Annotated in this window: 29 protein-coding genes; 23 read left to right on the top strand and 6 right to left on the bottom strand. The window is 42.5% G+C overall.

Going from position 1 to position 25,979, the window contains the following annotated elements; all coding sequences use genetic code 11:
• Nucleotides 1-110: 110 nt before the first annotated feature.
• The 5 genes from H6550_09910 to H6550_09930 all read left to right on the top strand — a co-directional run bounded on the left by H6550_09910 (nt 111) and on the right by H6550_09930 (nt 4,350).
• On the top strand, nt 111-1,133 hold the full coding sequence (locus tag H6550_09910; protein MCB9046438.1) for a lytic transglycosylase domain-containing protein: 1,023 nt from the start codon (nt 111-113) through the stop codon (nt 1,131-1,133).
• Between the two features lie 68 nt (nt 1,134-1,201).
• Nucleotides 1,202-1,456 carry a 30S ribosomal protein S20 gene (locus tag H6550_09915; GenBank protein ID MCB9046439.1) on the top strand — a complete coding sequence of 85 codons (255 nt, stop codon included), beginning with the start codon at nt 1,202-1,204 and terminating at the stop codon, nt 1,454-1,456.
• A gap of 146 nt (nt 1,457-1,602) precedes the next feature.
• Nucleotides 1,603-1,980 (top strand): BlaI/MecI/CopY family transcriptional regulator, encoded by a 378-nt coding sequence (locus H6550_09920; GenBank protein ID MCB9046440.1) that lies wholly within the window; start codon nt 1,603-1,605, stop codon nt 1,978-1,980.
• Between the two features lie 20 nt (nt 1,981-2,000).
• Nucleotides 2,001-3,947 carry a M48 family metalloprotease gene (locus H6550_09925; GenBank protein MCB9046441.1) on the top strand — a complete coding sequence of 649 codons (1,947 nt, stop codon included), beginning with the start codon at nt 2,001-2,003 and terminating at the stop codon, nt 3,945-3,947.
• A gap of 256 nt (nt 3,948-4,203) precedes the next feature.
• Nucleotides 4,204-4,350: a hypothetical protein gene (locus H6550_09930; protein ID MCB9046442.1), complete on the top strand. Its 147-nt coding sequence runs from the start codon at nt 4,204-4,206 to the stop codon at nt 4,348-4,350.
• An 11-nt stretch (nt 4,351-4,361) separates the two neighbouring features.
• On the opposite strand, the gene H6550_09935 is transcribed toward H6550_09930, so the two are convergent.
• Entirely contained in the window at nt 4,362-5,096 is a 735-nt protein-coding gene (locus H6550_09935) for a T9SS type A sorting domain-containing protein (protein ID MCB9046443.1), read from the bottom strand.
• 236 nt (nt 5,097-5,332) lie between these two features.
• Here H6550_09935 and rfbB point away from each other — a divergent pair, with 236 nt between their 5' ends.
• The 4 genes from rfbB (at nt 5,333) to H6550_09955 (ending at nt 8,880) form a co-directional block, all read left to right on the top strand.
• On the top strand, nt 5,333-6,382 hold the full coding sequence (gene rfbB, locus H6550_09940; GenBank protein MCB9046444.1) for a dTDP-glucose 4,6-dehydratase: 1,050 nt from the start codon (nt 5,333-5,335) through the stop codon (nt 6,380-6,382).
• Nucleotides 6,383-6,384: 2 nt separating this feature from the next.
• Nucleotides 6,385-7,263, top strand: coding sequence for a glucose-1-phosphate thymidylyltransferase RfbA (gene rfbA, locus H6550_09945; GenBank protein MCB9046445.1), 879 nt, complete (start codon nt 6,385-6,387; stop codon nt 7,261-7,263).
• A 31-nt stretch (nt 7,264-7,294) separates the two neighbouring features.
• A complete protein-coding gene (locus H6550_09950) occupies nt 7,295-7,891 on the top strand; it encodes a DUF445 family protein (GenBank protein ID MCB9046446.1) in 597 nt (198 codons plus the stop codon).
• A 68-nt stretch (nt 7,892-7,959) separates the two neighbouring features.
• Nucleotides 7,960-8,880 (top strand): hypothetical protein, encoded by a 921-nt coding sequence (locus H6550_09955; GenBank protein MCB9046447.1) that lies wholly within the window; start codon nt 7,960-7,962, stop codon nt 8,878-8,880.
• A gap of 50 nt (nt 8,881-8,930) precedes the next feature.
• On the opposite strand, the gene H6550_09960 is transcribed toward H6550_09955, so the two are convergent.
• Nucleotides 8,931-10,103 (bottom strand): aryl-sulfate sulfotransferase, encoded by a 1,173-nt coding sequence (locus H6550_09960; GenBank protein ID MCB9046448.1) that lies wholly within the window; start codon nt 10,101-10,103, stop codon nt 8,931-8,933.
• Nucleotides 10,104-10,359: 256 nt separating this feature from the next.
• Here H6550_09960 and H6550_09965 point away from each other — a divergent pair, with 256 nt between their 5' ends.
• The 7 genes from H6550_09965 (at nt 10,360) to H6550_09995 (ending at nt 16,658) form a co-directional block, all read left to right on the top strand.
• Nucleotides 10,360-11,517, top strand: a complete 1,158-nt coding sequence (locus H6550_09965; GenBank protein ID MCB9046449.1) for a homogentisate 1,2-dioxygenase — start codon at nt 10,360-10,362, stop codon at nt 11,515-11,517.
• 34 nt (nt 11,518-11,551) lie between these two features.
• The gene (hppD, locus tag H6550_09970) at nt 11,552-12,679 is read left to right on the top strand and encodes a 4-hydroxyphenylpyruvate dioxygenase (GenBank protein ID MCB9046450.1); all 1,128 of its coding nucleotides are present in this window, start codon (nt 11,552-11,554) and stop codon (nt 12,677-12,679) included.
• Between the two features lie 117 nt (nt 12,680-12,796).
• Nucleotides 12,797-13,564, top strand: coding sequence for a L,D-transpeptidase family protein (locus tag H6550_09975; GenBank protein MCB9046451.1), 768 nt, complete (start codon nt 12,797-12,799; stop codon nt 13,562-13,564).
• Nucleotides 13,565-13,620: 56 nt separating this feature from the next.
• Complete coding sequence (locus H6550_09980; protein ID MCB9046452.1) at nt 13,621-14,559, top strand: DUF4249 domain-containing protein; 939 nt, start codon at nt 13,621-13,623, stop codon at nt 14,557-14,559.
• A 195-nt stretch (nt 14,560-14,754) separates the two neighbouring features.
• Nucleotides 14,755-15,717 carry a thioredoxin-disulfide reductase gene (trxB, locus tag H6550_09985; protein ID MCB9046453.1) on the top strand — a complete coding sequence of 321 codons (963 nt, stop codon included), beginning with the start codon at nt 14,755-14,757 and terminating at the stop codon, nt 15,715-15,717.
• A 45-nt stretch (nt 15,718-15,762) separates the two neighbouring features.
• Complete coding sequence (locus tag H6550_09990; protein MCB9046454.1) at nt 15,763-16,092, top strand: hypothetical protein; 330 nt, start codon at nt 15,763-15,765, stop codon at nt 16,090-16,092.
• Nucleotides 16,089-16,658 carry a Crp/Fnr family transcriptional regulator gene (locus tag H6550_09995; GenBank protein ID MCB9046455.1) on the top strand — a complete coding sequence of 190 codons (570 nt, stop codon included), beginning with the start codon at nt 16,089-16,091 and terminating at the stop codon, nt 16,656-16,658. Before H6550_09990 ends, H6550_09995 begins: the two co-directional genes overlap by 4 nt.
• Before the next feature lie 11 nt (nt 16,659-16,669).
• Here H6550_09995 and H6550_10000 read toward each other — a convergent pair whose 3' ends face one another.
• Together H6550_10000 and H6550_10005 are read right to left on the bottom strand one after the other, a co-directional pair.
• Nucleotides 16,670-17,215 (bottom strand): hypothetical protein, encoded by a 546-nt coding sequence (locus H6550_10000; GenBank protein MCB9046456.1) that lies wholly within the window; start codon nt 17,213-17,215, stop codon nt 16,670-16,672.
• 101 nt (nt 17,216-17,316) lie between these two features.
• Nucleotides 17,317-17,823, bottom strand: coding sequence for a transcriptional regulator (locus H6550_10005; GenBank protein ID MCB9046457.1), 507 nt, complete (start codon nt 17,821-17,823; stop codon nt 17,317-17,319).
• Nucleotides 17,824-17,954: 131 nt separating this feature from the next.
• On the opposite strand from H6550_10005, the gene H6550_10010 reads away from it, so the two are divergent.
• Entirely contained in the window at nt 17,955-18,308 is a 354-nt protein-coding gene (locus H6550_10010; GenBank protein MCB9046458.1) for a DUF4260 domain-containing protein, read from the top strand.
• 53 nt (nt 18,309-18,361) lie between these two features.
• Nucleotides 18,362-18,898, top strand: coding sequence for a hypothetical protein (locus H6550_10015; GenBank protein MCB9046459.1), 537 nt, complete (start codon nt 18,362-18,364; stop codon nt 18,896-18,898).
• Between the two features lie 105 nt (nt 18,899-19,003).
• On the opposite strand, the gene H6550_10020 is transcribed toward H6550_10015, so the two are convergent.
• Together H6550_10020 and H6550_10025 are read right to left on the bottom strand one after the other, a co-directional pair.
• A complete protein-coding gene (locus H6550_10020) occupies nt 19,004-19,519 on the bottom strand; it encodes a hypothetical protein (GenBank protein ID MCB9046460.1) in 516 nt (171 codons plus the stop codon).
• A gap of 97 nt (nt 19,520-19,616) precedes the next feature.
• The gene (locus H6550_10025) at nt 19,617-20,690 is read right to left on the bottom strand and encodes a PA0069 family radical SAM protein (GenBank protein ID MCB9046461.1); all 1,074 of its coding nucleotides are present in this window, start codon (nt 20,688-20,690) and stop codon (nt 19,617-19,619) included.
• A 101-nt stretch (nt 20,691-20,791) separates the two neighbouring features.
• On the opposite strand from H6550_10025, the gene H6550_10030 reads away from it, so the two are divergent.
• The 5 genes from H6550_10030 to H6550_10050 all read left to right on the top strand — a co-directional run bounded on the left by H6550_10030 (nt 20,792) and on the right by H6550_10050 (nt 25,966).
• Entirely contained in the window at nt 20,792-22,321 is a 1,530-nt protein-coding gene (locus H6550_10030) for a DNA polymerase IV (GenBank protein ID MCB9046462.1), read from the top strand.
• Between the two features lie 352 nt (nt 22,322-22,673).
• On the top strand, nt 22,674-23,504 hold the full coding sequence (locus H6550_10035) for a hypothetical protein (protein MCB9046463.1): 831 nt from the start codon (nt 22,674-22,676) through the stop codon (nt 23,502-23,504).
• Nucleotides 23,505-23,532: 28 nt separating this feature from the next.
• Nucleotides 23,533-24,327: a hypothetical protein gene (locus H6550_10040; protein ID MCB9046464.1), complete on the top strand. Its 795-nt coding sequence runs from the start codon at nt 23,533-23,535 to the stop codon at nt 24,325-24,327.
• Nucleotides 24,328-24,485: 158 nt separating this feature from the next.
• The gene (locus H6550_10045) at nt 24,486-25,109 is read left to right on the top strand and encodes a DUF523 domain-containing protein (GenBank protein ID MCB9046465.1); all 624 of its coding nucleotides are present in this window, start codon (nt 24,486-24,488) and stop codon (nt 25,107-25,109) included.
• Between the two features lie 155 nt (nt 25,110-25,264).
• Complete coding sequence (locus H6550_10050) at nt 25,265-25,966, top strand: DsbA family oxidoreductase (GenBank protein MCB9046466.1); 702 nt, start codon at nt 25,265-25,267, stop codon at nt 25,964-25,966.
• The last annotated feature ends 13 nt before the right edge of the window (nt 25,967-25,979 follow it).

A 25,979-nucleotide genomic window follows, 5' to 3' on the forward strand; every position in this document is an offset into this window, starting at 1 on the left:
TATTAACCCATGTCTTAGCAGGCAGCAATAATTTATTAGGTAACCTTACGATGCGTATAAAAGGCTTATTACTGATACCTGTTTTACTGCTTTCTTACACACATTGTGCTATGGCGCAGGCCTTAGACAACAGTTTTTACAAGGTAAAAAGTGATACCATAGTAATTCGTAAAGGTATAGATCCTAAGCTGTATGCCGCTAACCTGGAAGCTGCCAAACCCAAAACATATAAGCATGTACCCTTTGCTACGGACACTGCTTATTTTGGTGAGAAGGTGCCTTATATCACAAGCTTTACAGAAAAGTACCTGAAAACGCGCAACCGCACACTGAATATCGTTCAGGATCGTGCAGAAGTTGTATTCCCAATGATAGACAGTGTACTGACATCATACAGGATACCCAAAGAGTTGAAATACCTGGCTGTTATCGAGTCGGCATTGAACAACAAAGCCCGCTCAAGGGTAGGCGCAGTTGGCCCGTGGCAGTTCATGTCGTATACAGGACGCGAAATGGGCCTTGTGGTGAACAGGAGCCGTGACGACCGCAAGGATTGGGTACGCTCTACCAATGCGGCCGCCAAATACCTGATAGAGCTGTATGATGAGCTAAATGACTGGCTGCTGGTAATAGCAGCCTACAACAGCGGCCCAAGACCTGTACTGAGAGCAATACAACGCACCGGCAGTGATAATTTCTGGGATATAAAACCTTACCTGCCCAAAGAAACGCAGAACCATGTGCTGGCATTTGTATCAACTGCTACTATATTTGAGAAATTGGACTATTATATCGGCACTGCAATACCTGACAAAATAAGCTATGTAAGGCCGGTAAAAGCGGAAAAGACCAAAGAAAAGGCCAGGTCTCGTTTTAGCGACGATGAGCTGAAGTTAATGGCGATAGTACGCATCTCCTCCCCATTGTACCTGGAATTGATAGCCAACGAGCTGGATATAGACCTGAAACAACTGAACAGGTGGAATTATGACTATGAATTATTTGAATATGACACCTACGAAGAAGACACCTATGCACTACGTATACCTAAAGAGAAAATGACCGCTTTTTTAGCTAAAAAAGTGTTTCTTGAAAAGAAAAGCCAGCAGATATACATGGCACAGGACATGTAATCATAAAATTATTTTTGAATTCTATTTTTTTAATTTACCTTTGCAGCCTTAAAATACGAAATAAATAAATGGCAAATCATAAAGCAACCAGGAAGAGTGTAAGGAAAAACGCAGCACGTCGTGACCGTAACCGTTATTATGGCAAAACCACACGTAATGCAATACGCACATTACTGGCTATAACTGATAAAAAAGAAGCTACTGAGCAAATGCCAAAGATCATTGCTATGATCGATAAACTGGCAAAACGCAACGTAATTCACAAGAACAAAGCCAGCAACCTGAAATCAGGTGTTGCCAAGAAAGTAGCTGCACTGGCTTAATACATAGCCATTTCAATATATTTAAAGCCATCCCCTACAGGGATGGCTTTTTTCGTTTTAACATTTTTTTGCAATAAGACATTTGGCATTTACGAAATGATTCGTATGTTTGTTTACGAAACTATTCGTACAACAACAGTGTAACTATGACGGATAAGATAAAACCAACTGAAAGTGAACTGGAGATACTGAACATACTATGGAACCGGGGACCAAGTACCGTAAGAACAGTACACGAAATACTGGAACCAAGTAAAGGTTCAGGCTACACCACTACCCTGAAGCTGATGCAGATCATGCATGAAAAAGGATTGGTGAAACGCGACAACTCTGCCAAAGTACACATATTTGAAGCTGTAGTATCTAAGGAAAAAACTCAGGGACAACTCATCAGGAAAATGGTAGATACTGTATTTAACGGAAATACCATGCAGATGGTGATGCAGGCCTTAGGTAACCACAAAGCCGATGCTGCAGAACTGGAAGCCATAAGAAAGTACCTGGATAAAATAGAAAACAAATAACCACACAAAAAAACACTACTATGGATCATTTGTTTCCCCAGACACCAGAACTTATTTACGCCATCGGCTGGGCATTGATGCATGCACTGTGGCAAGGACTGCTGATATATGCTCTGCTGAGACTGGCATTGCGTTTTATTCCCGGCAACTATTCATCATTACGTTATTATACTGCTTTGTCTGCGCTTGGCGTACTCATAGGTTGGTTTGGCAGTACCCTGCTATACCAGTATAACAATATGATGTTGCAACAGGATGCAGGTAATGCCGTAGCAACTACTATGTTTATTTATGACCCCGGCACAGGCATTGAAACAGCCCCAGTATGGAATAAACTACTGGTATGGTACAGCATGCATACTGGAGCAATAGTAGGCTTGTATATTACCGGAATGCTATTGCTGGCATGCAGGTTATTATACAACCTGTTCCTGGTAAATAAACTGAGAACTACAGGTTTATCTGACGTACCTGACCAATGGATGGGGATATTGTCGAAATGCTGCCAGACGCTGCAGATCAACAAGAATATACGACTCCACCTGTCTGAAATAGTAAGTGTGCCCATGGTGATGGGGGCTTTGAAGCCTGTAGTGCTCATGCCTATAGCACTGGCGGGCAACCTGAGCCTGCAGGAAACTGAAACGATATTACTACACGAACTGGCGCATATAAAACGAAATGATTACCTGCTGAATATTATCCAGATGTTCATCGAAACTATCTTATTCTACAACCCTTTTGTATGGCTGATATCGTCAATAGTACGGAAGGAGCGGGAGCATTGCTGTGATGATATAGTCATCAACCGTACCGGAGACAGGCTACCGTATGCCAGGGCCCTGGCAACACTGGAAACCTATCGGCTAAATCCTGCACAGCCCGCGCTGGCAGTAAGTGGCGACAAAAATTTATTATTAACCAGGATAAAAAGGATTATGGAAATGAGAAAGAACAACATCAACCCCGGCCAGCTTATGGCAGTGTCGACAGCTGTGTTGCTGCTCATAGTATCAGTTACCTTCATCATACCTGAGGTAAAAGCACAAGACAAAAAGGATAAAAACGATAAAAAGAAAACAGAACAAAATGCCCAAACCGGCAAAACAACGAATGTTTCAACACCGGGAGGAAAAATCAATGCTACGAGTGGCTCTGCCAGTGGAGGAAAGACCTCATCGTCTACTAAAGTGATTGTAACTGATTACAGTAAAGATCAATTGGAAAAGGACATTGAAAAAGAAGCACTCAAAACAGCCAAGCTGGCACTTGAGACCGCCAACGGTGTATTAACGGAAATAGACCTCGGAGACTTAATCAGCAGCGCTATAGAAGACGTAGACTGGGAAAGTATCAGTACAGAACTCAATGACTCCCTGGAAAAAGTGGATTGGACCGCTATACAGGCAGATGTCAAAGATGCGATGAGAGAAGTGAACCGCGCCATGAAAGAAGCACAACAGAACATAAAGGAAGCAGGCAAGGAAATGTCGCATACCTATAATAAGGCTCAACACGATAAGGAAATAGCAGAAGCAAAAAGGGAACTGGCAGAGGCAAGGCGACAAATGACAGTAGCAGCCAGAGAACTGGCAGAATTAAGGAGAGAACAAGCACAGGCCAAACGCGAGGAAATGAGAGCATATGCTCACGAGATGAGGCGGCACAATGATGACCTTAGTGATGACGAAATATACATAGCGCGCAACGGCAAAAGAGTTCCCCTGGCCCCTACTGCTGAAATATATGTTTCCAGCTCAAGAGACCGGTTGTTGAAAGCTATGGAGAAGGATGGATTAATAGACAGGCGTAATGGTTTCAAAATTGAGAAAAAGGGGAATAAGCTGACTATAGATGGGGTAAGACAATCAAAAGAGGTGATGAACAAATACGAACGGCTGTTGGGCGCCGGAGATCTAACCATAAAAGGCAATTATCGAAGCATAAAAATATCCGTAGACAAATAAGCATTTAAAAGTGTAGTATTAACCTTAAGCCCCCTGATGTCTATCAGGGGGCTTTTCTATTTCTTAATAGCTGGTTAACTGTTAACATTCGAGGTCGTTAACTAATTCCAAAGCATGCGTTAACCGTTAACGAATATTTGGAAAGGGGCCCTTCTGCGTTGCATCTTTGTATCAACGAAACAAACAAAGGCGTTTCGACAAAAAATAAAAACACACAAACACATTCAAAACAAACACAAACGAAAAAACAAAGATCATGCAAGCAACAACTTTCAACTACGCTCAGAACAATGCTACTGCCGCTGCTAACGCTGCAAATGCTATCATCCGCAAAGAGGCTACCCAGAAGATCATTATGTTCTCTGCAATACTTATCTGCTTACTGGCTGCTGTGAACCTATAAGAGGACATTATTTACCTGACCTCCAGCTTACCCCATGCCTGCTCACTACCGGCCTGCACTTTATAGAGATACATTCCCTTGGGCAGTTCTGTTGTATTGAAACTTATCATTCCTTTTTCAGAAATATTCCGAGATTCTGTCATTACTACCCTTCCAGTTATATCCATCAGCGAGATAGCTACATTACGTGGCTCCTTAAGCGTTACACTAAAATTCGCGATACTATTTGCAGGATTGGGATAAACCCCTACCGACATAATCGCTTTTTTAACCTCATTAACTGAAACCGGAACATCCAAAACAGTTATACTTGCACAACTCATGTTATTGCTACTAACCGTATCCAGTATAGTATCAACTTTATTAAGCATAGACACTCCAACGCATATATCAGTCGGTCCTGTTTTCCATCCTTTATTGACCGTAAAACTGAAAGACACACCAGCACTGTCGCCAGGCCACAGGTCTTTATTGGTCAGTACCATATATGGAACAAACCCGGTACCATTGCTGAAACTGATAGGAGATCCGTCAAAAGACAATTCAAAAGCAAGGCTGTCAGTCATAAAAAATGTATCAACACCATTATTCCTGATAGAAGCTTTTATGGTAAACTGTATATCAGTATAAACTGTGTCTGTTGTTACAGGTTCTATAAGCCTGATACTGAAATCGGAATAACGTTGGGCTGAAGCGGAAAGGAAAAAAAAGGCCAGAAGAATCGGGAAAATAAAGTTTTTGTACATAGTAGTGGTTTTTAAAAAAGTGAACGTAACGTAAAGAGCAACAAACATAACGTAACAATACGTTAAAGAATACATAAAATGATATTGTTATGTATTCTTTAACTTTTCGCAAGAAAACGATGACCAATAAAAACAGAGAGCTATAACTGCATGAAGCAAGCAGAGATATGTACATAACAGGCGAACTAATTTGCATATTCTATTAAATAAACAAAGTATTGAACTATTTTCGCAGCATGAAAAAGACACTGTTGATAACTGGAGGAGCCGGATTTATTGGCTCGCATGTAGTAAGGTTGTTTGTAAATAAATACCCTGACTATCATATTATCAATCTTGACGCCCTGACCTATGCCGGCAACCTGGAAAACCTGAAGGATATTGAACATTCCTCAAACTATACTTTTGTAAAGGCAGACATAACTGAAGCAGAAGTAATGAATGACCTGTTTAAGCAATATAATTTTGATGGTGTAATTCATCTTGCGGCAGAAAGTCATGTAGATCGTTCCATTACTGACCCTAATGCATTTATCAAGACCAATGTAATGGGCACTGCCAACCTGCTCAATGCCGCAAAAGAGCTTTGGAAGGATAATTACGAAGGGAAGCTTTTCTACCATGTGTCTACAGACGAAGTATATGGCTCACTGGGAGAAACCGGATTTTTCCTTGAGACAACGCCATACGATCCTCAATCGCCCTACTCAGCCTCAAAGGCTTCTTCTGACCACTTGGTGCGTGCTTATGGAAATACATATGGTTTACCATTTGTCATCACCAACTGCTCGAACAATTATGGTCAGAACCAATTTCCCGAGAAACTGATCCCATTGTTTATTAACAACATCCGCAATAAAAAGCCTCTGCCGGTATATGGAGATGGCAAGTACACCCGTGACTGGCTATACGTGGTAGATCATGCCCGCGCGATAGATACGGTTTATCATACCGGCAAGCAAGGTGAAACCTATAATATCGGAGGTTTTAATGAGTGGCAGAATATTGAGCTGATAAAAATATTGTGTACCCAGATGGATAAGAAGCTGGGGCGTGCTGAAGGAGAATCAGCTGAGCTGATCACCTATGTAAAAGACCGTCCCGGGCACGACCGCAGGTATGCGATTGATGCCAACAAGATAAAAAATGAGCTGGGTTGGGAACCCTCTGTCACATTTGAAGAAGGATTGAGTATTACTATAGACTGGTACCTGGCCAATGAAGAGTGGTTAAACCACGTAACATCAGGTGCTTATCAACATTATTACGAAAAACAGTATAATTAATTATGAAAGGTATCATACTTGCCGGGGGGTCCGGTACAAGATTATATCCATTGACAATAGCAGTAAGCAAGCAACTGATGCCTGTTTACGACAAACCAATGATCTACTACCCGCTTTCAACTTTGTTGCTGGCAGGCATAAACGAGATACTTATTATCACTACCCCCGATGACCAGTCAGGTTTTAAAAAGCTGTTAGGTGACGGTAGCCAGATAGGCTGCAAATTCGAATATGTTGTTCAACCAAGCCCGGACGGACTGGCGCAGGCATTCATATTGGGTGAAGAGTTTATCGGCCAGGACTCTGTAGCACTGGTATTAGGCGATAATATTTTCTATGGTTCAGGTATGGGCAAATTGTTGCAAAACAAGGCTAACCCGGATGGTGCCGTAGTATTTGCCTACCAGGTAAGTGATCCTGAACGTTATGGCGTTGTTGAATTTGATGACAGCTTTAAAGTAAAAAGCATAGAAGAGAAACCACAGAATCCAAAATCGAACTTTGCCGTACCGGGGTTGTACTTCTACGATAATGATGTGGTAGAAATAGCCAAAAATATGAAACCATCACCCAGAGGTGAGCTGGAAATAACAGATGTAAATAAAGTATACCTTGAGAAAGGGAAACTGGAAGTGGGTGTTTTGGACAGGGGCACAGCATGGCTGGATACCGGCACATTCGATTCGCTACAGGAGGCCGGCCAGTTTATTGAAGTAATAGAAAAACGCCAGGGCCTGAAAGTGGGTTGTATTGAAGAGATAGCCTACCGTAAGGGCTATATAAACAAAGAACAGTTACTGGTTTTGGCAGAAAAGTTCAAAAAGAGTGGTTATGGAGACTACCTGTACATGATAGCCAACGAAACCAGGTATAGTATTTAGTAGTCTTAATAAGAACAAGAAGGGGTAATTAATGTTGATATACCTGATACCATTTATTTCTGCATTCATAGGTTATTTTACCAACTGGATAGCTATAAAAATGTTGTTCCACCCAAGGAAGCCTGTAAATTTGTTGGGCCTGACTATCCAGGGTATTTTTCCCAAGCGACAGAAACAGTTTGCGCAGAAACTAGGCATTATGGTAGCAAGTGAACTTTTGCACTTTGACGAAATAGCTGACAAATTAAAAGACCCTGAACAGTTAAGAGCTATATCCCCAACTATTGAAAATCATATTGACAGCTTTCTCCGTATCAGGTTAAAAGAAAAGATACCTGTGGTATCTATGTTCATTGGCGATAGTACCATAGAGAAGCTGAAAGAGGGAATGATGGAAGAGATAAACACATTACTACCCCAGGTGATAGGCGAATACACTGATGGACTAAAAGCCAAAATCAACATTGAAAAAATGGTTACAGAAAAAGTAGAGAACTTCAGCAGTGATAAGCTAGAGGAAATACTTGCTGCTATCATGAAAAAGGAATTCCGCTTTGTAGAGATACTGGGAGGTGTTGTTGGTTTTATCATCGGACTATTGCAGGTGGCTATTACTTTGTTACAATAATGTGACAAGAAAACTCACAGCAATACATGAAGACTATTTATCTTTATTGAACAACTAATACTCATCTTATGAAACACATCCTATCGATATTAACAATAACCGTGATGACATCCCTGGCAATTGCTCAAAAAATTCACTTTACAGACACATCAAACAGTTGGTACCAACATTATGCAGATATCGGCATGAGTGAGGTCGATTTTAATTTTTACTATAAAGACTCCATAATAACCATCGACACACTTGAATACAAGTACCTGACAGCTTATACTCATTCTAAATGGGGCGGTAGTCCTGATGAGTCTATTCTTATTCGGGAAGATACTGTTGCTAATAAGGTATTTGCAAAAGTATACAGTGACTTTCACACATATTTAGTATCAGATACCAATGAACATCTTTTGTACGATTTTAACCTGCAAACCGGAGACACGTTTACAGCTATCAACAAGTACGGAACATTCCAGCATGTAGTACAATTAGATAGTATAACAATTGGTGGTATAAATCATAAACTATTCAAAATGCAGGGCTTTGGTGGCAGTACCAGCTACCGTGTGATAGAAGGGGTCGGCTCTACAATGGGTATTATGTTTCCGCTATACCCTTATGTTTTCGAAAGCAACACTGAACTATTATGCTTCAAACAAAGCGGTGTAGCAAAACCTTTCAGTAAAAAAGTGGATTATATTGACAATACTCAAAGCTGTCATGTAAGTGTTCGGAATTTGACATACAACAATGGGGTTGCAATCAATATCTCACCACAGCCAGCCACCACATTTGCACGAATAGAAATGCCGGCATATATCAAATCGGGTATAGTCTTTATAATCAACCAACTTGGACAAACTGTATATGAACAAATTATATCCGGCAAAACATCTATAACCATAGACAATCCCGGCACACTGAACGGGTTGAATTATTACAGAATTATTGACAAAGACAATAATATGTCCTATAGCGGCAAGATCATATTCCATTAAACAACAATACCACCAAAGAGGTGGCATTGTTGTTTAGACGCAAAAATGTATTAGTATTTATAACTCCTGTAAGAAGGGCCGTCCAGTTTTTTCTGGAAGATCACCTGCAGTGTTTTATTATCCACTTCGTATATTTTGGAAGCAGAACCGCAGCCTATAAAATAAGAATTACCTGTCTTTTGTACAGAGCCCATATACTGACCGAATGCATTTTCCGGCACATCAATAGCTTTAAAACCAGTTACTACTCTTGTCACTTCGTTCAGTTTAAACTCAACCACCCTGGAATAAGGCCTTAAAGTCTGGTCACCATTGTCAAACATAAGTAACGTATTATCTCCTTTGGTAATCGTAGCATGATGTTGCCTTAAGAACTTCTGTTGTGTGTTTAAAACAAAGTCGCTGTTTGTTCCACCAAGTCTCCAGAGTATCTTACCAGTTTGCCTGTGTATCTTTACCACCTGGTCCAGGTTGCGGAAAGATGCAACAATATTATTATCATTCGGATCAATGAAGATACTGTTAAGGTGTGCATAATCCCTTACAGCACTACTATTTGTAAAATCATTTCCCTCGACACTTGTAGTATAAAATTCAGGATAGTCGGTTGCATTCCATTCAAAAACAACCTGTCCGTTCTTTACCTCCTGTATGATGCATGCAACAACTTTGATATCCTGTGCAGGATTCAAAGAAGCAGGAATATTATCAACCGCAGTTTCAACATATGACATTGTTATATAGTGATCATCGTCCAGGTAAATAAAGTCATGTGCATCTACCGGCAACGCCATTGTTCTGCCATTATAAGGCAATAACAACAGTTGATTTATTTCGTCAAGATTTTCATTCAGAATGGTCACATGTCCCGGCATATAACCGACTCCCTTCATTGTCTGTATGGTTGGGTCTAATGCTATATACGAATACCTGTATTGCCCGTTCACCTTCCAGCGTGCAAAGTCCAGCAATGCTGTTTCAATTATCTTTTCTTTGAGCAGGTTACCCTCAATATCAAATACCTGTAATCTGCCGGGACGATACCAGTCCTTAAAATCATACACAGCACTTAATATTTCATACCTTTCGTGCACTACCGGAGTATCGATAACGACATCAATTTGCTGATGAATGTTGGAGAAAGAAGTATTTTCTTTCCTACACGAGTAAAGGCTTATTACTGCCGACAATGTCAGCAATAATGGATAAACGTTTTTCTTCATATTAATAATAGAACACGCAATATAAGAACATTAATTCGAGATTAATTTTACATTAAATAATAATTATTTTCCTACTACATATTGATGTGAGCTACAATAAAAGAGATGTGAGTGACAGTGCTACAATAAGATTCAAAAAAATCAGCTGATGTTTATGTCTTAAGACAAGAACCTAGTAATCATATTAATAGCTGAATGAGTGGAAGTTATTGTATTAGCCATACAATGTCTTAATTTTGCAGGTAAACACGATATAATGTCACATTATTATAGCCTTGGGAAGATACCGCACAAAAGACATACACAATTCAGGAACGAAGAAGGCAAACTGTATTCAGAACAACTGTTTAGTACAGAAGGTTTCTCTTCCAACTACTCGTTGCTATATCATGTGCATCCACCTACGCAAATAATAAGAACAGAAGAACCGGTAGATGTATCCCCCAAAGCAGCAACGGACAATATACTGAAACATCGCAGCTACCAGGGCTTCAATATCAAGCCGGAGGCGAATTACCTGGACAGCCGTAAAATTGTCCTGTTCAACAACGATGTACAGATAACACTGGCTGCACCGCAAAAAAGTCTTGCAGACAGTTTCTTTAAGAATGCAGACGCTGATGAAGTAATATTCGTTCATGAAGGGAAAGGTGTACTGAAAACGCAGTACGGACAAATACCTTTCGGGTACGGAGATTATCTTGTTATACCAAGGGGTACAATATACCAGGTAACATTTGAGGACGAGAACAACAGGCTGTTCATTGTAGAATCATTCAGCCCGATACAATTCCCTAAACGCTACCTGAGCAAATATGGCCAGTTGCTTGAGCATGCTCCATTCTGTGAACGAGATGTACGTAAGCCGCAGGACCTGGAAACAATAGACGAGAAAGGTGAATTCCTGATACAAACCAAAAAGAAGGGACTACTCTACCCTATATGGTATGCCAACCATCCATTTGATGTTGTGGGTTGGGATGGATGTGAATATCCTTATGCTTTCAGTATACACGATTTTGAGCCAATTACCGGCCGCGTGCACCAACCACCACCGGTACACCAAACATTTGACGCACATAACTTCGTTATCTGCTCATTCGTACCGAGATTGTTTGACTATCACCCGGCTGCTATTCCTGCTCCTTATAACCACAGCAACATTGATAGTGATGAAGTACTTTATTATGTTGACGGTGATTTCATGAGCCGCAAGCATGTAACGAGGGGTATGATCACCCTGCACCCAGCAGGCATACCTCACGGACCGCATCCCGGAGCAGTAGAAAAGAGTATAGGAGCTAAAGAGACCGGAGAACTGGCGGTTATGGTTGATACATTCCACCCGCTGAAAATGACTGAATATGCCCAGGGGATAGAAGACGAAGGCTACATCATGAGTTGGGCGGAATAAACTATTTTTGTAAAGTATAGATAAAAATAAAGATATGGATACACAAACAGCAAGCCAGAAAATGGCATTGGCGAAGGATTTCCTTCCTATCAATGGAACCGACTATATCGAGTTTTATGTAGGTAACGCCAAGCAGGCGGCACATTATTACAAAACCGCTTTCGGGTTTCAGACAGTAGCTTATTCCGGTCCGGAAACAGGCGTGAGAGACAGAGCATCATATGTATTGCAACAAGGCAAGATTCGCCTGGTACTGACCACTCCTTTAAAATCAGACCACCCTATATCTGAGCATATCAAAAAACATGGTGATGGTGTAAAAGTACTGGCCCTGTGGGTGGATGATGCATACAGCGCTTTTGAAGAAACTACAAAGCGTGGTGCAAAACCTCATACTGAGCCAATAACACTTACTGACGAAGACGGTGAGGTGAAAATGTCAGGTATCTATACCTATGGCGAAACCGTTCACATGTTTATTGAGCGTAAGAACTATAATGGTGTATTTATGCCAGGCTTCAAGCCAATGACCAGTGAATACAACCCAACAGAAACCGGGTTACTGTATGTAGACCACTGCGTGGGTAATGTTGGCTGGGGCCGCATGAATGAAACCGTACAATGGTATGAAGATGTTATGGGCTTTGCCAACATCCTGACATTTGACGACAAGCAGATAACGACCGAGTACTCTGCCCTGATGAGTAAGGTAATGAGTAATGGTAACGGCTATGTGAAGTTCCCTATCAATGAACCAGCTGAGGGCAAAAAGAAATCACAGATAGAAGAATACCTGGATTTTTATGAAGGTGAGGGCGTTCAACATATTGCGGTTGCTACAGCCGACATACTGAAAACCGTAAAAGAGCTTAAATCACGAGGTATTGAATTCCTGGATACGCCGGATGCTTATTATGAGACCCTACTGGAGCGTGTAGGAGATATTGATGAAGAGGTGAAACAACTGCAAGAGCTGAAAATACTTGTAGACCGGGACGAAGAAGGTTACCTGCTGCAAATATTCACAAAACCACAGGAAGACCGCCCGACATTGTTCTTTGAAATAATACAGCGTAAAGGCGCACAAAGTTTTGGTGCCGGAAACTTCAAAGCTTTGTTCGAATCTATAGAACGCGAGCAAGAGAAGCGGGGTAACTTATAGTTTTTGTTAAGGGGTCGTTAAGCCCCCTTTTTTATATAGCAAAAACCTCATATCCCACGATATTGGGGTTATCTTCGCATTTATTATTTTTGACCATAATCGATCTTTAGTGCTGATATGCCACATAAGTTTTTAAAAATATTGCTACCGGTCTTGTTGATAGCTACGTCAACATTTGCACAAGACGACATCAAAACATTTAAGAATTTTCAATTCTCCTTCAGCAGGGTTTCCGGCGCGTATGCTAAGTTCAACGATAGCATTCAGCGGATGTTCAGGCATAAAGGCCTGCAATACCCACCAAGAGATATTTACATCAGGGCTTTCAAAGCGCAGAACGAACTGGAGTTGTGGGCACGTGATAATTCCAACGAAGAATATAAACTGATAAAGAACTACAGGATATGCGCGTTGTCTGGCATATTAGGGCCGAAGAGGTGGGAAGGTGACCGCCAGGTGCCCGAAGGCTTTTATTTTATTGAAGACTTCAACCCCCGCAGTGATTATTATCTGTCTATGCTGGTGAGCTATCCTAACTATTCGGACCTGCTGCTGAGCAACAAGCAAAAACCCGGTGGTGATATTTATATTCACGGCGGTTGCTCAACCATTGGCTGTATGCCCATGACAAATAATGTAATAGAAGAGTTGTATGTAATATGCCTGAATGCTAAGCTAAGTGGCGAGATGAATATACCCGTTCATATCTTCCCTACCCGTTTTACCAGGAATGGACTCAACTTCCTGGGACGTGAATATGGCCAGGAAGATGAAAAGCAAAAATTCTGGGTGAATATGAAATACCAATACGATTACTTTGAACGTAACCACAAAATATTACCGGTATTGTATACACCAGAAGGTGAATATGTATACGGCAACTAAATATCAAACTGTTTTTTCCTTAAATTGCGATACATAAGTAATTTAAGAACAGATACATGTCAATAAATATTCCAGGCAGCAATACCTTCAGGATCACAGGGATTGCTGCTTTGTTTTGTGGCCTTATAACCTTTCTTTCCTGCGAAAAAGAGGTTAAGATCGACCTGAATACCGGTGAGCCGAGGCTGGTTGTAGAAGGTGGCATTGAGAATGACCTACCTCCTATCGTACTACTCACAAAATCTATAGGTTATTTTGATAAGATAACGCTTGAGACTTTACAAAACACTTCTGTTCATGGTGCTGAAGTATATGTAAGCAACGGAACTAAAACAGTACAACTTCATGAATATTCGGTTGATACAGGCAATAATGGTGTTAAGTTCTATTACTACAGTCTTATTGATTTTAATAATCCGGTCATTCCACCCCTGGATTCATTTATGGTAGGTGAAATTGAAAAATACTATATATTAACCATTAAATACGAAGGCCAGACGTACACATCTACCACTAAAATACCTAACCCCACACCAATAGACTCAATACTGACGAAAGTACCGGACAGGCCCGCTGCAGATACTCATTCAAGAACACTACAGGTATACTTCAAAGACCCTGACACCGCAGGCAATTATGTAAGATATTATACCTCAAGAAATGATGAACCCATGTACCCAGGCCTCAACTCAGTTTACTCTGATGAAATAATAGATGGTAAACTGTTCAATACAGAGTTTGTATTGGGAGAACCAAGGTCCACGACCAAACCATTTGATTCATTGGGGCTATGTTATCCCGGTGATAGCATCACTTTTAAATGGGCGGCCATTGACAAAAATGTATATGACTTCTGGAATACCTATGAGTTTGCACTGGGCACTTTAGGCAGTCCGTTTGCAACACCCATACAGGTCAAATCTAACATAAGTAACAATGCCTTAGGTGTATGGGCAGGATATGGGGCATTGTACTACACCCTGAAAGTAAAATAGAATAGCATTTATTCATGAATTTTCCAGTACTAAAACAATAAGCCCTAAAACATTACACATTCCTGCAAATAATATGCCTGTATGTTCAACTTATGTTACATTCAGTTTGAGTCTTAATTATTTATTTCGCTTATAGGGAAATTAGAAGACCCTGAGATTTTTTTTGCAAATTTGCCCAGTTAATAGAATAAGAATATGTCAGAAACAGAAAAAGTACATTGCCTGATCATTGGATCAGGTCCTGCAGGATATACTGCAGCTATTTATGCCGCCCGTGCCGGTATGAACCCGGTTTTGTACCAGGGACTACAACCAGGCGGTCAACTGACCATCACAACAGATGTAGAGAACTACCCGGGCTATCCTGAAGGTATCATGGGCCCGCAGATGATGATAGACTTTGAGAACCAGGCCAAGCGCATGGGAGCAGATATACGTTGGGGCTATGCTACCAAAGTAGATATGTCTCAACGCCCTTTCAAAGTTGAAATAGATGAAGAAAAATGGCTTGAGGCAGATGCACTTATCATTGCGACTGGAGCGTCGGCCAAGTGGTTGAATATAGAATCAGAACAACGACTGAACGGGCATGGTGTTTCGGCATGCGCTGTTTGCGATGGTTTCTTCTTCAAAGGACAGGAAGTAGCGATAGTAGGAGCCGGAGATACTGCTGCTGAAGAAGCATTGTACTTGTCTAAACTTTGCAGCACCGTACACATGATAGTTCGCCGTGACGAGATGCGTGCCAGCAAAGTAATGCAGGACAGGGTGATGAATACAGCCAACATTAAAGTATACTGGAACTCAGAAACGAAGGAAGTATTGGGTGATAATAAGGTGAATGGTGTAACCATCATCAACAATCAAACTAACGAAGAGACAACTATACCGATAGGAGCATTCTTTGTGGCAATCGGTCATAAGCCAAATTCTGATCTTTTCAAAGGAGTGATAGATATGGACGAAGCAGGCTACATCAAGACCATACCCGGCACATCTAAAACCAATGTTGAGGGAGTATTTGCTTGTGGCGATGTACAGGATAAAATATACCGCCAGGCTGTAACTGCAGCAGGTAGTGGATGTATGGCTGCGCTGGATGCGGAAAGGTATCTTGGCGCACTGGAACATGCTGCAGCTGAGCAGGCAAAAGCTTAATATTCATAAATACAATAGCCCCGGACAACGGGGTTATTTTTTTACATGAAACATACAATACTCATACTACTTAATGCCACAAAACATTGGCTTGAGCTTTCAAGAGAAAGACGAAAGCAGTTTTTTGAACTGGAGTTCATCCCCATAGCAGCCAAGTTTTCCGACACGATCAACATCAGGATGTTTGATTCGGAAGCATTTCATGCAAAACACTCAGACTTTCTATTGCTGGAAGTGAGGGACCTGAAAGATTATTACTATTTTATTGAACACCTGCGGGATAGTAAAATATATACCATACCCTATTTTGAAATAAACGACATAGTAGTTGGGCTAGAAAATGGATTTCAGGCATTTGAACATGATATGAAATGACTGACCTGCAACAATACATACAAACCTTTTTCGATGTACAAAATGAGGCACTCGAAACAATTGCCTCACGTTTCAGGTACAATCCTGTTAAGAAGGGAGATTATTTATTGAAACAGGGCAGGCAATGCAACCAACTGTCATTTATCCAGTCGGGACTTGTACGTATATACACTAACATCGGCGACAAAGAAATAACCCAATGGATATCAACAACCGGCTATTTTGTAACAGACCTTGCGAGCTTTGTATTTAATACCTCAGCCCGATGGAATATACTAGCACTAACCGATTGCGATCTATATACAATAGATAAGGAGGCTTATGACAGCCTTGGCAATATACTCCCGGAATGGCACAAACTCGAGAAACTCTTTATAGCCAAATGCTTTATCATATTAGAAGAGCGTGTGAACAGCCACTTGTTCATGACAGCTGAAGAACGGTATCAGAAGCTGTTTGAGCTGCAGCCTGACTTGTTTAACAATGTACCGCTGCAATACCTGGCATCAATGCTGGGCATGACACCGGAAACCATGAGCAGATTACGTAAAAAACAATTGGGATGATCTGCACAACCCTATTTTTTATCAAAACTGTCTAGTTTAGCCATCAATTCTATATTATCTACAGGTTGAAAGAATATTGCTTTCTTCACATCGGTAAACTCAAATCCAAGCAACTCTTTAAAGTCCCAGTTTGCAATACATCTTGTTTTTTGCCCTCTTTTATATTGCAACCTGAAGTTTTTCCATTGATCCGGTAACATCAGGCCTGCAAAAATCGCTGTTCCTAATGTAAATGGTGATATTTTGCCATTACCTATAAGAAAGAATTGCATGGCAGCTTCATCATAAATGTGTGTGGAAAAATCCATCAGGATATGAAACGCATCATGTCTTTCTACTTTAGGAACTGGTTGCAGTTCTTCAGCACGTAAAAATCTTCCAAGCTCATTACCCAGGGTGTCATCAGGGTATTGTTCCAGGTTTTCCATACGTAGCCCCCACGGCTGGCGTCTGCCATATAATTTTGCGTGCACGGGTATTACCTGACCCAGCAGGAATAATAGTATTCGTTCACGGATACTGTGTTCTTTCTTGTATTTGATAATGATCGGCTTCATCTTTGTTTATTTTTAATTATAATTATTAAATTTTCAGAATTTTTAGAAACATTTATATAAAATAAAACCGTGAAACAACACGGCTATAATAAAGACAATGATTATTTAAATAATTTCAGCAAAGTACCGGTAAACCAACCCTCATTGGCTGCAATAAGACCATTTAAAGCTGTATCACCCTTTTGCGCAAAACTCTCTATAGACTGCATAGTTTCCAGGAATGCCTTACCTTCCTTACTATTTTTCCCACCGTCTATATCCTGCAATTGCGAGACAGTTTCCAGTAATGGGTCGAACTCTTTTTTCTTACGCTCTTTAATGATACGCATCGCAACCTTCCAGATATCTTTCTCTGCAATAAAAAACTCTTTTCGCTCACCCTGTTTTAGTACTTTATATACTAATTGCCAATCTATCAACTCACGAATATTGGTATTGGTGTTGCCCCGGCTGATCTGCAACTGTTCCATAACATCATCTGCACACAACGGTTCAGCAGAAACAAGCAACAATGCGTGTATTTGTGCCATTGTCCTGTTAATACCCCATTGTGTACCTAATACACCCCAACTTTGAATAAACTCTTGTTTGGCTTGTTCAACTTTCATGATACAAATATAGATAAGAAATTGAACTTTCAAAATTTTCCGAAAATTATATACCGTATCTTACTTCTTGACCTATGTCAATTTTAGGCCCTTAATCTATTGGCATCTTTGTATCAACAAAAACAAGAACAATGAAAAAAATCATAGAGATAGAAGAACTGGCATTAACTATTGCGGCCATTTACCTTATCTACACATTGCACATCGGGTTAAGTTGGTGGGTATATGTTTTGCTGTTCTTCAGCCCTGATATTGGTATGATTGGTTACCTGCTGAACAACAAGTCCGGTGCTGTCATATACAACCTGTTTCATCACAGGGCAGCAGCTATCATTGTTGCAGGTATCGGGTACTACTTGTTGAATGATTATTTAATACTGGCAGGATTGATAATGCTAGCACACGCCAGCTTTGACAGGATCTTCGGTTTCGGTTTAAAATATTATACTGGTTTCAAGCATACACACCTGGGTGTAATGAAATAAGGTCTGAAATGTATTTTTTCATAATTTCATATCTAACCAAAAAACAAAATCATATGAGAAAGTTCAGGATCATCTCCCTTGCATCACTATTATTGATAACTGCAGCTTGCAATAAACAAACAAATACTCACAACCCTACTCTCAACACTGCCAACACCGCAAGAACGGTAGGCCCGATCTCCTTTACTGGCCTTGTATCATGGCTGAAGTTCGGGACAAGGGAAAATATTACCGGAACGTGGGAATGTACGAACTCTTACGATTTTTGTGAATACCAATACGTCGCACCGCCAGTCGAATATAATGTAACAGCAGGTGAGGCTATAGGTGAAATTGGTTATGAATCCGGTATATTACATATAGCTCTGGACAAAAACTCTATGACTGAAAGTGACAAAAGCATCATATATACACGTGACGGAGAATTTCATTGGAGCTGTCAAGGCTATTTCACCACCTCAGGATTTGATATAAAAAATATAGACGATGAAGATCAGAGCTCAATTGGTGACATACATGTAGACGCCGGAACTTATTCTGTATATGAGGATGAAACCAGTATATTAATAGTATTTGAGGAAATTGAGTAAAATATCCGGAGGATATATGAACAAGCCACTTATGTAAATAAGTGGCTTGTTCATATATAATATTCTAATTTATTGCAGCACCCTGCAAAAAGCACCTTATTAATACTATTTCTGTGCTTCCATTCTAGCCCTGTCATCGGCAGATGGACCATATACACCGGGGATAGCTATATCCAGCAAACGCAGGTATACACCTAGTTGCGCACGGTGATGTATTTGATGGTTCAGCCCCATAGAGCGAATAGCATTGTACTTGCTGCTGTTTAAAATAACATGGTCACCCGCGCGAAAGGTCCAGTCTTTTGCCAGGTCTTCATCATTAGCTTTTTCCAGTGCAGCTACGGCAGCATTCAGTTTGGTTTCAAAATAGTCCAGCAACTCTTCACGGCTATTGCAAACTTTCCTTTCAAAAGGTGTAGCAACCATATCAAACTCATCGTAAACCAGTACCTTTTCTATCCAGTGGGGTATCTCTGCCACATGCGATGCGAGCTTACTCAGTTCAGTTGACTTTTCATGTGGCTTCCAGTCGTTCTTACCTTCCGGCACACACTCCAGGAGTTTTTTAGTGCTTACAGATTCTCTTTTCAGTTCTGCCATCAGCAGTTCACTTATATTCATGATATTGTTTTTAAGAAGGGCAAGATACAGAATAGGTACATACCCATTCATATAAGCATGCTATACCTGCATCAATAAAAATAGTTCTGCACTGAAACTAAAACAACGGCAACTGGTTATTCCTTATTCTTCTGAATGCATTGGTGTTAGGCACCCATGCTTGCTGATTCAGCCCGAACTTATTGCAGTATAGGGTAAACTGTGTTTTTATCAGCTCAGCAAACTTACCATCGCCTACAATACGGTTGCCCCAGCGGCTGTCGTTCACATGCCCTTCGTGACATTCGCTGATGAGGTGCCATACTTTCTCTGCCCTGTCAGGAAAGGCTTTGTACAACCAGTCTTTAAATATTCCGCCAATAGCCCCGTTGAGCCTTACTACCGTATACCCCGCCCTTTTGGCTCCTGCTTCTGATGCCGCCTTCAACACATCATGCATATGGTTATCATTCAGCCCGGGAATGATGGGTGCGTTCATGATGCCCGTAGGTATACCTGCTTTAGATAAAGTCTCCACCACATTCAGCCTTGAGCGGTAAGAAGCAGTGCGTGGCTCCATGGCACGGCGCAGGTTCTCGTCCAGCGAGGTGATGGATGAGAACACACTTACCAGGTCGTATTTATTCAGCTCCTGCAATATATCCAGGTCTCTTAATACCAATGCGTTCTTAGTAAGGATGCCCACGGGGTTGCGGTACTCCAGGCATATCTCCAGCAGCTTGCGGGTGATGCGCATTTTCCGTTCTATAGGCTGGTAGCAATCGGTATTACCTGATAGTGATATAGGGGCCGGTACCCAGTTCTTATTCTCGAAAAACTTCTTTAGCAAGGCGGGTGCATTCTTCTTGACTACAATGCGGCTTTCAAAATCTACACCTGCGCTGTAGCCCCAATACTCGTGCGAGTTGCGCGCATAACAATAGATACACCCGTGCTCGCAGCCCTGGTAGGGATTGGCCGAGTACATCATACCTACATCGGGACTGGTTACTTTGTTTACCAGTGTACGGCTGTCATCATAAATGTATTCCGTCTCCCTTTTTTCGGCTTCCCAGTCGTCTATGGCTTCCGGGTGCTCCTGCACGTATTCATTTACCAGGAACTTGTTTTTGGGGTTATACTGGGCGCCCCTGCCTTTGTCAAATCGGTGGTTGGCTTGCTGGTTGATCATGTCTCTTTCTCCGTTTATTCAAATGTACATACATTTTTTGAACAATTTTGCACATTTGTACAAATTTATTTAATTTGCGGGTACAAACAAACCCCGGGAATATGGAACAGGAACTGAGAGCCAAAGATCGTTTTTCGCAAAACTCACTAACGGTAAATGCCCGTTCGGTGATGATGTACCTGGACATGAACAGCTTTTTTGCCAGTTGCGAGCAACAGGACAACCCCGCACTGCGCAACCGTCCCATAGGCGTTATCACCCACCCCAGCGCCAATGCCTGCGTTATAGCCCCATCTGTCGAAGCCAAGAAATTCGGGGTAAAAACAGGTATGCGGCTGGGCGAATGCCGAGAATTATGCCCGCAGATAATACCCGTATTGTGCCGCCCGCAGCGCTATCGCGACTTTCACGTGCGCATTATGAAAGTGCTGTGCAGCTATTGCGACGACGTGCTGCCCAAAAGTATTGACGAGGCGGTGATGAACTTTACCAGCTACCGAAAGGTGTACAGCGACTTTACCGCACTGGCACGGCAGATAAAAGCCGACATATACCGCACCTGTGGCGAGTATGTGAAGTGCAGCATAGGCATAGCCCCCAACGCCTTTTTGGCCAAGCTGGCTACCGAGCTGCAAAAACCCGACGGACTGGTAGAAATAACACCGGACAACATAGATGAACATTTGTCTAAACTAAAGCTGACAGACCTGCCCGGCATAGCCAAAGCCAACGAGCGCCGACTGCTGACCATAGGCATACGCAGCCCCCTGCAAATGAGGCACAGCAGCGAGCCCCTTTTGCGCAAAGCTTTTGGCGGCGTGGTAGGCAACTACTGGTACAAGCGCCTGCACTTTATGGAGGTGGATATGTATAAGAACAACTACCGCGGCATGAGCGCCGGCAGAACACTAAGCCGACAACAACGCGAAGACCCGCAGGCGCTGGAGAGCATGCTTATATCGCTATGCACAAGGCTGGAACAGCGCATGGTGAAACAGGAGGTGTTTTGCGGGGAGGTGTGCTTTGCCATAAAATACCACGACGGCACCCGCTGGGACACGAAAATAAAACTGGCCAACCCCACGCAGGACGCTATGGACATGCGCAAATACATACTGCAGAAGATACACGCCTTTGAGGATGAGCGTAAAGGCGCTAAGCTGTTCAGCAACAAAACGCAGCATATGCTGGTATCTATATCGGCCTTTGTAACGCAGAAGCTGATGCAGTACAGCCTGTTTGAGAACACCATACGCAAAGACGAGGCTCGCCGCGCCATGTACCGCATAAAAGACGACTATGGCAAGAACAGCGTGCGCCGTGCGGCAGAGATCATACAGCACGATGTGATGAGAGACGCTATAGGCTTTGGCTCCGTAAAAGACCTGTACGATGGCAACAACTTTAACCATTACCTGCTGGAAGAAGACACCATAGGCGCCAAAGAAAAACGCACACCACGTAAAGAACTAATATCCGACGACACACCGGACTGGGAAATGAACCAGGATCCCGACGAACGGGAAGCCTACCTGGTACGCAAACAGGAGCAGGAAAACAACCCCGACAAACGCGTGGTAAAGAAACCCGAATACAAAAAGGTAACTTATTATGACGCTTGGGGAGGTTAATAAGTCAAAAGGCACAAGTGAAAACCAAAAACTATCCAATGACCATGAGAAAAGAGAGCGTCCCGCAAATGGGACACTATCCCCACAAACAATCAGGGCCGTCATGTCGAACGTAGAGAGACATCTCCTGAACACATGCAATTGGCTACATCACAGCTATTAAGGAGACTATTTCGTTCAGACATGTCTTTTATTGGTCTCAATGAATACCTCGTATTTATCAGTGAGTTCGTTCCTCTCACCTCATAATCACGAATTCTATTGTGCTGTCCTCAGTAGTCCAATTTCCGGCACGCCCTTGTGGCACGGATATTGCTGCAATACATTACCTTTAATTCAATATCCGGCTTATATGAAACGTCTTATCCTGCCCCTGGTATGCATATGCACCCTGCTTAGCTGCGCTAAAAAACAAAGTACCGATACCACAACTGATACCACTCCGGCATATATTGTTGCCGGCGTAAAAGATGTCCACCTGGTCAACACGCTCGACTCAATAACATTGCACCTGGAAATAAACAGCCGGGACAATACGGCGCAGGAGGTGACCATTGGTGTAGATACAGGCCTGGCTGAGAGATTAGCTGTAAGCATCTCAACAAAGACCACCACCACGCCCTTTCAGGCAGATATACAGCTGAAAGGGAACCTGGCTATGCCCGGAGCTTTTCCTATGTACATCACAGCCACCAATGCAAATGGCAGTATGAAGAAACTGCCTTTTTCAATATATATAGACTCCACCGACGGGTATACCTGCCAGAACTACTTTGGCACAGCGGCAAAGGCCGGCAAACCACTTGGTGATTTTATAATTGAAGACCAATACGGCAACCAGGTGACCAATAATGCCTACCTGCACTACGACGGCAGTTACCTGCAGTTCTACCAGTTGCCACTGTATGGCAGCCCCGACACATCAGACAATTATATACCCAAGCCCGGAGAGCGAACGGTAATATATGTGAATTGTAATGAGAGCAGCATAAGACTGAGTAGCGGCGGATGGCTACCAACCATCAAAAAAGATGTACCCACACCCTATACCGGCAACTTTGTGCTGGTGGGCAATGGCATAATAGACCGGGCAAAAGGTACCTATACCATATATTACCAAACCGACGACAACCTGTATGACCTGCATGATAAATTCGTGATAAAAGGAAAGCTGGTATTTTAATATTCACACCAATAAAGTCATACTAACTATGAACAGATATATCATATTACTACTGTTGTTGCCTGCACTGGCAGCCTGCACAAAAAAAGAAGACCACACCACCGGCTCGCTGCCTGCACATAGCTACCAGGTCTCGGGGGTTAAAGATGTGGCGCTGAAACACAACATGGCCGGCGACACTACTGAGCTGACCATAAGCCCTGGCAGCCTTGTACAGGAGCAGGTAATATTGAGTGTATTGAATTACGATACCGCATCCCTTAAAATATGGCTGGAGTCGCAGGCAGGCGTAAGTCCGTACAGCACATACCTGTATACCCGGGCAAAAATGGCTGTACCCGGCACCTATTCCGCAACAGTCCGCGCCATATCAGAGAATAGGGACACTATTCTTCAACCTTATAAAATTGTCGTAGATTCTACCAATGAGGGTGATTGCATAGAGTACTTTATCAAGGCTATAACAGGCACCCACCCTACTACATGGATAGGCTCTTTGGGAGGTGACCCGGCATACATTTCTATGGAAAATAATAATGGTGTAAAAAAGGGAATACTGCCCCGCCTGTATGTAGGACGCAGTTACAAAACGATCATACGCACTAACAACGATTCGCCCGTTTATTTCGATATTGACTGTAATTCAGGAGAAATAAAGATTCCCCTGCAAAAAGTATATGCAGGCATACAGGAGTACTGGGTAAGGGGCGATGGGTACCTGATGCCAAGAACTTACAGCTACGAGATAAACTACCTGTCAACTCCGGACAGCTCAAATCTAAACTATGCAACACTCACTATCAAAGGCACGATGAATTTTTAACGATGTCCCATTGTCCCGTGTCCCGAATGCCGGACAGTCTTCTATTCCGACAACTATCGGGAGCGACACTATGCAATATGTACAAACATTCATGCAAAAAAGACAAGCATCTTTAAGCCTGCTGTATTTTCTTTGTAGTACAAAAAAAATCACTTATAATGACAGACATCGACTACCTGAAGAATTTACGCACGCCTACAGCCGAAGAACCGCTGAGGGTATTACTGAGTGCCTGCCTTACGGGCATTCTCTGTGGTTACGACGGCACTGCCAATGGCAAGTATCCCTCTGCCCTGAAACTGCTGAACTACGATACCATCAAGATACACACCTTCTGCCCCGAAGACTTTTCGTTTGGTACGCCAAGGGCTATGTGCGATATACATGGCGGCACGGGTATGGATGTGCTGGAAGGCAGCGCGCGCGTGCTCACCGAGCATGGCGACGACTGGACGGAAGGTATGATAAAAGCCTCTGAACGCATGTTGCAGATAGCCCGTGAGCAGGATATAGAACTAGCTGTACTGATGGACATCAGTGCCGCCTGCGGCAGCCAGGTGATATACGATGGCAACCGTTTTACCGAAGAAAAGAAATATCAAATAGGTGCAGGCGTTTGTGCGGCACAATTGATGCGCAACGGCTTCAAAGTCATTAGCCAGCGCGACTATGCCAGCCTTGAGCAATTGTATAGCAAAATAGACCCTGCGCACATCATCAACCCTGATGCCATAGACCACCACCAGATAGAATGGTACCGCACCTACTTTGGGATGAACTAAATAGACAGGAACTGTCCCGTGTCCCGAATGCGGGACAGTCTCCAATATGGGACAATAACATCAGGCATCCAAAACATAACCATTATCTATACCTGCTTAAACGGTAAGTGTAGCATAAGGGGTAATTTTGTACGGTGAGTACAACAAGCAATAAAATGAGAGTAGATATCTGGTCGGACGTGATGTGTCCCTTTTGTTATATAGGCAAGCGCCATTTTGAGGCGGCGATGGAAAAATTTGGCAACAAAGAAGATATTGAGGTGGTATGGCACAGTTTTCAGCTGGACCCGGACACACGCCCCCAACCCGGCAAAGATGTGTACACCTACCTGGCCGAACGCAAAGGCATCACAAAAGAGCAAAGCATGCAGATGCATGAGCGTGTAGTGAAAATGGCAGCTGAAGCAGGACTTCAATACAATTTCGATAAAGCTGTAATAGCCAACTCATTCGATGCGCACCGTGCATTGCAATACGCCAAAGAGCATGGCAAAGGCGACGCTATGGAAGAGCAACTCTTCAGGGGATATTTCACCGAAGGCAAAGACATATCAGACCACCGGGTGCTGGAAGATATGTGTGCGGCTATCGGGCTGGAAGACGCAAAAAACATCCTGGACAGCGACCGTTATACTGATGCCGTGGAATCTGATGTTGATGCGGCAGCACAATTGCGCATCAGTGGTGTTCCCTTCTTTGTACTGAACAACAAGTATGGTATAAGCGGCGCGCAACCGGTGAATACTTTCTCACAAGCACTGAACCAGGCATGGAGTGAATATGCACAGGAACACCCCGGCCTGGAAATAATGGGTAATGACGCTGATACCTGCGAGCCGGGTAAAGACTGTAATTAGGCGTCTTTATCAT

The sequence above is a fragment of the Chitinophagales bacterium genome (genome assembly GCA_020636495.1).
Classification (GTDB): domain Bacteria; phylum Bacteroidota; class Bacteroidia; order Chitinophagales; family Chitinophagaceae; genus UBA5543.